The 5,764-nt window shown below is 52.1% G+C and carries 2 tRNA genes and 3 rRNA genes; all 5 read left to right on the top strand.

From position 1 onward, the window contains the following. Positions 1-297: 297 nt before the first annotated feature. Positions 298-1,828 (top strand): 16S ribosomal RNA (locus ACODRX_RS25720). Positions 1,829-1,938: 110 nt separating this feature from the next. Continuing rightward, a tRNA-Ile gene (locus tag ACODRX_RS25715) sits at positions 1,939-2,015 on the top strand. 124 nt (positions 2,016-2,139) lie between these two features. Then, positions 2,140-2,215, top strand: a tRNA-Ala gene (locus tag ACODRX_RS25710). A gap of 367 nt (positions 2,216-2,582) precedes the next feature. After that, positions 2,583-5,459: ribosomal RNA gene (locus ACODRX_RS25705) — 23S ribosomal RNA — on the top strand. Between the two features lie 164 nt (positions 5,460-5,623). After that, positions 5,624-5,736: ribosomal RNA gene (rrf, locus tag ACODRX_RS25700) — 5S ribosomal RNA — on the top strand. The 16S, 23S and 5S rRNA genes sit together here with 2 tRNA genes alongside, the layout of an rRNA operon. The last annotated feature ends 28 nt before the right edge of the window (positions 5,737-5,764 follow it).

Raw genomic sequence — 5,764 nt, 5'->3', positions numbered from 1 at the left:
GGTTTGGGTGGTTCGAAAGAATTTCAAAAACTTCTCGCGGGGCACAAAAAGCTGTGCTACAATGCAAGGCTTCGCTGATCGCAGCGAGGTGAGTCGGAAAGATAGCCTGGTGGTTGTTTTTCTGGCGGGGTCTTTAAAAATTAACAGCCGATAAGCGTGGGCGTTTGGTGGCGATTGCCAAGTTCTTCGGAGCTAAACAAACGCTCATGAAAACAGTAATGTAGGGAAGGGGCGAGAGCTTCTTTCTGATATTTCCGTCAAGTGAGTGAGTAGTCGAGAGACTTTAAATTCAAGATCGAACTATAGAGTTTGATCCTGGCTCAGATTGAACGCTGGCGGCATGCTTTACACATGCAAGTCGAACGGCAGCACGGGCTTCGGCCTGGTGGCGAGTGGCGAACGGGTGAGTAATACATCGGAACGTGCCTGGTAGTGGGGGATAACGCAGCGAAAGTTGTGCTAATACCGCATGAGATCTAAGGATGAAAGCAGGGGACCTTCGGGCCTTGTGCTACTAGAGCGGCTGATGGCAGATTAGGTAGTTGGTGGGGTAAAGGCTTACCAAGCCTGCGATCTGTAGCTGGTCTGAGAGGACGACCAGCCACACTGGGACTGAGACACGGCCCAGACTCCTACGGGAGGCAGCAGTGGGGAATTTTGGACAATGGGCGCAAGCCTGATCCAGCAATGCCGCGTGCAGGATGAAGGCCTTCGGGTTGTAAACTGCTTTTGTACGGAACGAAAAGGTTCTCTCTAATACAGGGGGCATATGACGGTACCGTAAGAATAAGCACCGGCTAACTACGTGCCAGCAGCCGCGGTAATACGTAGGGTGCGAGCGTTAATCGGAATTACTGGGCGTAAAGCGTGCGCAGGCGGTTTTGTAAGACAGAGGTGAAATCCCCGGGCTCAACCTGGGAACTGCCTTTGTGACTGCAAGGCTGGAGTGCGGCAGAGGGGGATGGAATTCCGCGTGTAGCAGTGAAATGCGTAGATATGCGGAGGAACACCGATGGCGAAGGCAATCCCCTGGGCCTGCACTGACGCTCATGCACGAAAGCGTGGGGAGCAAACAGGATTAGATACCCTGGTAGTCCACGCCCTAAACGATGTCAACTGGTTGTTGGGGGTTAATTCACTCAGTAACGAAGCTAACGCGTGAAGTTGACCGCCTGGGGAGTACGGCCGCAAGGTTGAAACTCAAAGGAATTGACGGGGACCCGCACAAGCGGTGGATGATGTGGTTTAATTCGATGCAACGCGAAAAACCTTACCCACCTTTGACATGTACGGAATCCTGAAGAGATTTGGGAGTGCTCGAAAGAGAGCCGTAACACAGGTGCTGCATGGCTGTCGTCAGCTCGTGTCGTGAGATGTTGGGTTAAGTCCCGCAACGAGCGCAACCCTTGCCATTAGTTGCTACGAAAGGGCACTCTAATGGGACTGCCGGTGACAAACCGGAGGAAGGTGGGGATGACGTCAAGTCCTCATGGCCCTTATAGGTGGGGCTACACACGTCATACAATGGCTGGTACAAAGGGTTGCCAACCCGCGAGGGGGAGCTAATCCCATAAAGCCAGTCGTAGTCCGGATCGCAGTCTGCAACTCGACTGCGTGAAGTCGGAATCGCTAGTAATCGTGGATCAGCATGTCACGGTGAATACGTTCCCGGGTCTTGTACACACCGCCCGTCACACCATGGGAGCGGGTCTCGCCAGAAGTAGGTAGCCTAACCGCAAGGAGGGCGCTTACCACGGCGGGGTTCGTGACTGGGGTGAAGTCGTAACAAGGTAGCCGTATCGGAAGGTGCGGCTGGATCACCTCCTTTCTGGAAACAAGAGCAATCAAGATTGAACGTCCACACTTATCGGTTGTTGTGAAGAGCTTTGGCTGGGTGCTGGGTGCGCGAGAGCGTGCGGGGTATCTGGTTGAGGGAATGGGTCTGTAGCTCAGCTGGTTAGAGCACCGTCTTGATAAGGCGGGGGTCGTTGGTTCGAGCCCAACTAGACCCACCAAGATCTTCCAACGGATGGCATGTTGATTGGCTAGAGCCAAGCGGTGCGAGGCGCGGATGACGAAGCATACTGAGGTATGCGAGGAAGAAGCAACGAAGCAATGCGCCGGCTATAGACGATCAAAGGGGGATTAGCTCAGCTGGGAGAGCACCTGCTTTGCAAGCAGGGGGTCGTCGGTTCGATCCCGTCATCCTCCACCAAGAATAGTGTCCTGGGGTAAACGAGGATGCTATAATCATTGGCTCCTCAATACAAAAGCAGCTTGTAGAGCAGGCTGCTTTTGTATTGATCGATCCGATCAATAAAGGCTGTTCTTTAAAAATTCATAGAGTCGAAATCAGAGTTACTGGCGGAAAACACCGCAAGGTGTACCGTGCCGCCAGTGACTAATTTGATTGCGTCAAAACAGATATTTTGCGAATGCAGATATCTAGTAATGACGAATATTCTCCAAGATAGCAATATCGAGGAATTATTCACATTACGGCATAACGCGCGAGGTGAGAGACCTCGCAGCGGTTGCTTGACTGAGCTTGGGATTCTCGACAAGAGAAGTCAAAGTTATAGGGTCAAGTGACTAAGAGCATGTGGTGGATGCCTTGGCGATGATAGGCGACGAAAGACGTGATAGCCTGCGAAAAGCTTCGGGGAGCTGGCAAATAAGCATTGATCCGGAGGTATCTGAATGGGGAAACCCACCCGCGAGGGTATTGCATACTGAATACATAGGTATGTGAGGCGAACCTGGAGAACTGAAACATCTAAGTACCCAGAGGAAAAGACATCAACCGAGATTCCGAGAGTAGTGGCGAGCGAAATTGGAAGAGCCTTCTAGTGATAGTCAGATTGTTAACAGAACGGAATGGAAAGTCCGGCCATAGTGGGTGATAGCCCCGTATGTGAAAGCAGTTTGGTGGTACTAGGCTAGAGACAAGTAGGGCGGGGCACGAGAAACCCTGTCTGAACATGGGGGGACCATCCTCCAAGGCTAAATACTCATCATCGACCGATAGTGAACCAGTACCGTGAGGGAAAGGCGAAAAGAACCCCGGGAGGGGAGTGAAATAGATCCTGAAACCGCATGCTTACAAAAAGTCGGAGCCTTTAGGGGTGACGGCGTACCTTTTGTATAATGGGTCAGCGACTTACATTCAGTGGCGAGCTTAACCGAATAGGGAAGGCGTAGAGAAATCGAGTCCGAATAGGGCGACTAGTCGCTGGGTGTAGACCCGAAACCAAGTGATCTATCCATGGCCAGGATGAAGGTGCCGTAACAGGTACTGGAGGTCCGAACCCACTAGTGTTGCAAAACTAGGGGATGAGCTGTGGATAGGGGTGAAAGGCTAAACAAACTTGGAAATAGCTGGTTCTCTCCGAAAACTATTTAGGTAGTGCCTCAAGTATTACCTGCGGGGGTAGAGCACTGTTTAGGCTAGGGGGTCATGGCGACTTACCAAACCTATGCAAACTCCGAATACTGCAGAGTACAGCTTGGGAGACAGAGCACCGGGTGCTAACGTCCGGACTCAAGAGGGAAACAACCCAGACCGCCAGCTAAGGTCCCTAAAACGGGCTAAGTGGGAAACGAAGTGGGAAGGCTAAAACAGTCAGGATGTTGGCTTAGAAGCAGCCATCATTTAAAGAAAGCGTAATAGCTCACTGATCGAGTCGTCCTGCGCGGAAGATGTAACGGGGCTAAGCCAGTTACCGAAGCTGCGGATGCACAGTTTTGCTGTGCGTGGTAGGAGAGCGTTCTGTAAGCCTGAGAAGGTGTCTGGTAACGGATGCTGGAGGTATCAGAAGTGCGAATGCTGACATGAGTAGCGTTAAAGCGGGTGAAAAGCCCGCTCGCCGTAAGCGCAAGGTTTTCTACGCAACGTTCATCGGCGTAGAGTGAGTCGGCCCCTAAGGCGAGGCAGAGATGCGTAGCTGATGGGAAACAGGTCAATATTCCTGTACCGATCAATAGTGCGATGTGGGGACGGAGAAGGTTAGCTCAGCCAACTGTTGGACATGTTGGTTCAAGCCTGTAGTCGTGCCTGGTAGGCAAATCCGCCGGGCTGAGATGAGGGGTGATAACGGGTCTGCTTGCAGACGAAGTGAGTGATACCCAGCTTCCAGGAAAAGCCACTAAGCTTCAGCTATTGACGACCGTACCGCAAACCGACACAGGTGCGCGAGATGAGTATTCTAAGGCGCTTGAGAGAACTCAGGAGAAGGAACTCGGCAAATTGACACCGTAACTTCGGGAGAAGGTGTGCCCTGATTAGGTGAAGTTGTACAGACGGAGCCGAAAGGGGTTGCAAAGAATAGGTGGCTGCGACTGTTTAATAAAAACACAGCACTCTGCAAACACGAAAGTGGACGTATAGGGTGTGACGCCTGCCCGGTGCTGGAAGATTAAATGATGGGGTGCAAGCTCTTGATTGAAGTCCCAGTAAACGGCGGCCGTAACTATAACGGTCCTAAGGTAGCGAAATTCCTTGTCGGGTAAGTTCCGACCTGCACGAATGGCGTAACGATGGCCACACTGTCTCCTCCTGAGACTCAGCGAAGTTGAAATGTTTGTGATGATGCAATCTCCCCGCGGAAAGACGGAAAGACCCCATGAACCTTTACTGTAGCTTTGTATTGGACTTTGAACGGATCTGTGTAGGATAGGTGGGAGGCTTTGAAGTAAGGTCGCTAGATCTTATGGAGCCAACGTTGAAATACCACCCTGGTGCGTTTGAGGTTCTAACCTAGGTCCCTAATCGGGATCGGGGACAGTGCATGGTAGGCAGTTTGACTGGGGCGGTCTCCTCCCAAAGCGTAACGGAGGAGTTCGAAGGTACGCTAGTTACGGTCGGACATCGTGACGATAGTGCAATGGCATAAGCGTGCTTAACTGCGAGACTGACAAGTCGAGCAGATGCGAAAGCAGGACATAGTGATCCGGTGGTTCTGTATGGAAGGGCCATCGCTCAACGGATAAAAGGTACTCTGGGGATAACAGGCTGATACCGCCCAAGAGTTCATATCGACGGCGGTGTTTGGCACCTCGATGTCGGCTCATCTCATCCTGGGGCTGTAGTCGGTCCCAAGGGTATGGCTGTTCGCCATTTAAAGAGGTACGTGAGCTGGGTTTAAAACGTCGTGAGACAGTTTGGTCCCTATCTTCCGTGGGCGCTGCAGATTTGAGGAAGCCTGCTCCTAGTACGAGAGGACCGGAGTGGACACACCTCTGGTGTATCGGTTGTCACGCCAGTGGCATAGCCGAGTAGCTAAGTGTGGAAGAGATAACCGCTGAAAGCATCTAAGCGGGAAACTCGTTTCAAGATGAGATCTGCCGGGGGCTTGACCCCCCTGAAGAGTCGTTCTAGACCAGGACGTTGATAGGCTGGGTGTGCAAGTGCAGTAATGCATTGAGCTAACCAGTACTAATTGCTCGTGCGGCTTGACCCTATAACTTTGATAGCTGCAGCATGGAGTGATCCGATGCTGCACCACAAGATCAAAGGACTGCAACCGCAGTCGTTATGCCCCAAAGGCGCAATCAATACTGATTCCGATTCTATGAATTGAGCTAGGGTGAGCAGCACAACTGTCACCCCAGCGCACAAGTTATGCCTGATGACCATAGCAAGTTGGTACCACCCCTTCCCATCCCGAACAGGACCGTGAAACGACTTCGCGCCGATGATAGTGCGGATTCCCGTGTGAAAGTAGGTCATCGTCAGGCTTCTACAACCGCAATACCCCCCGCGCCT

It is taken from the genome of Comamonas sp. FG99 (assembly GCF_057808605.1).
Note: the sequence above shows the minus strand (reverse complement) of the source record. Positions and strands in the feature narration are given on the sequence as shown.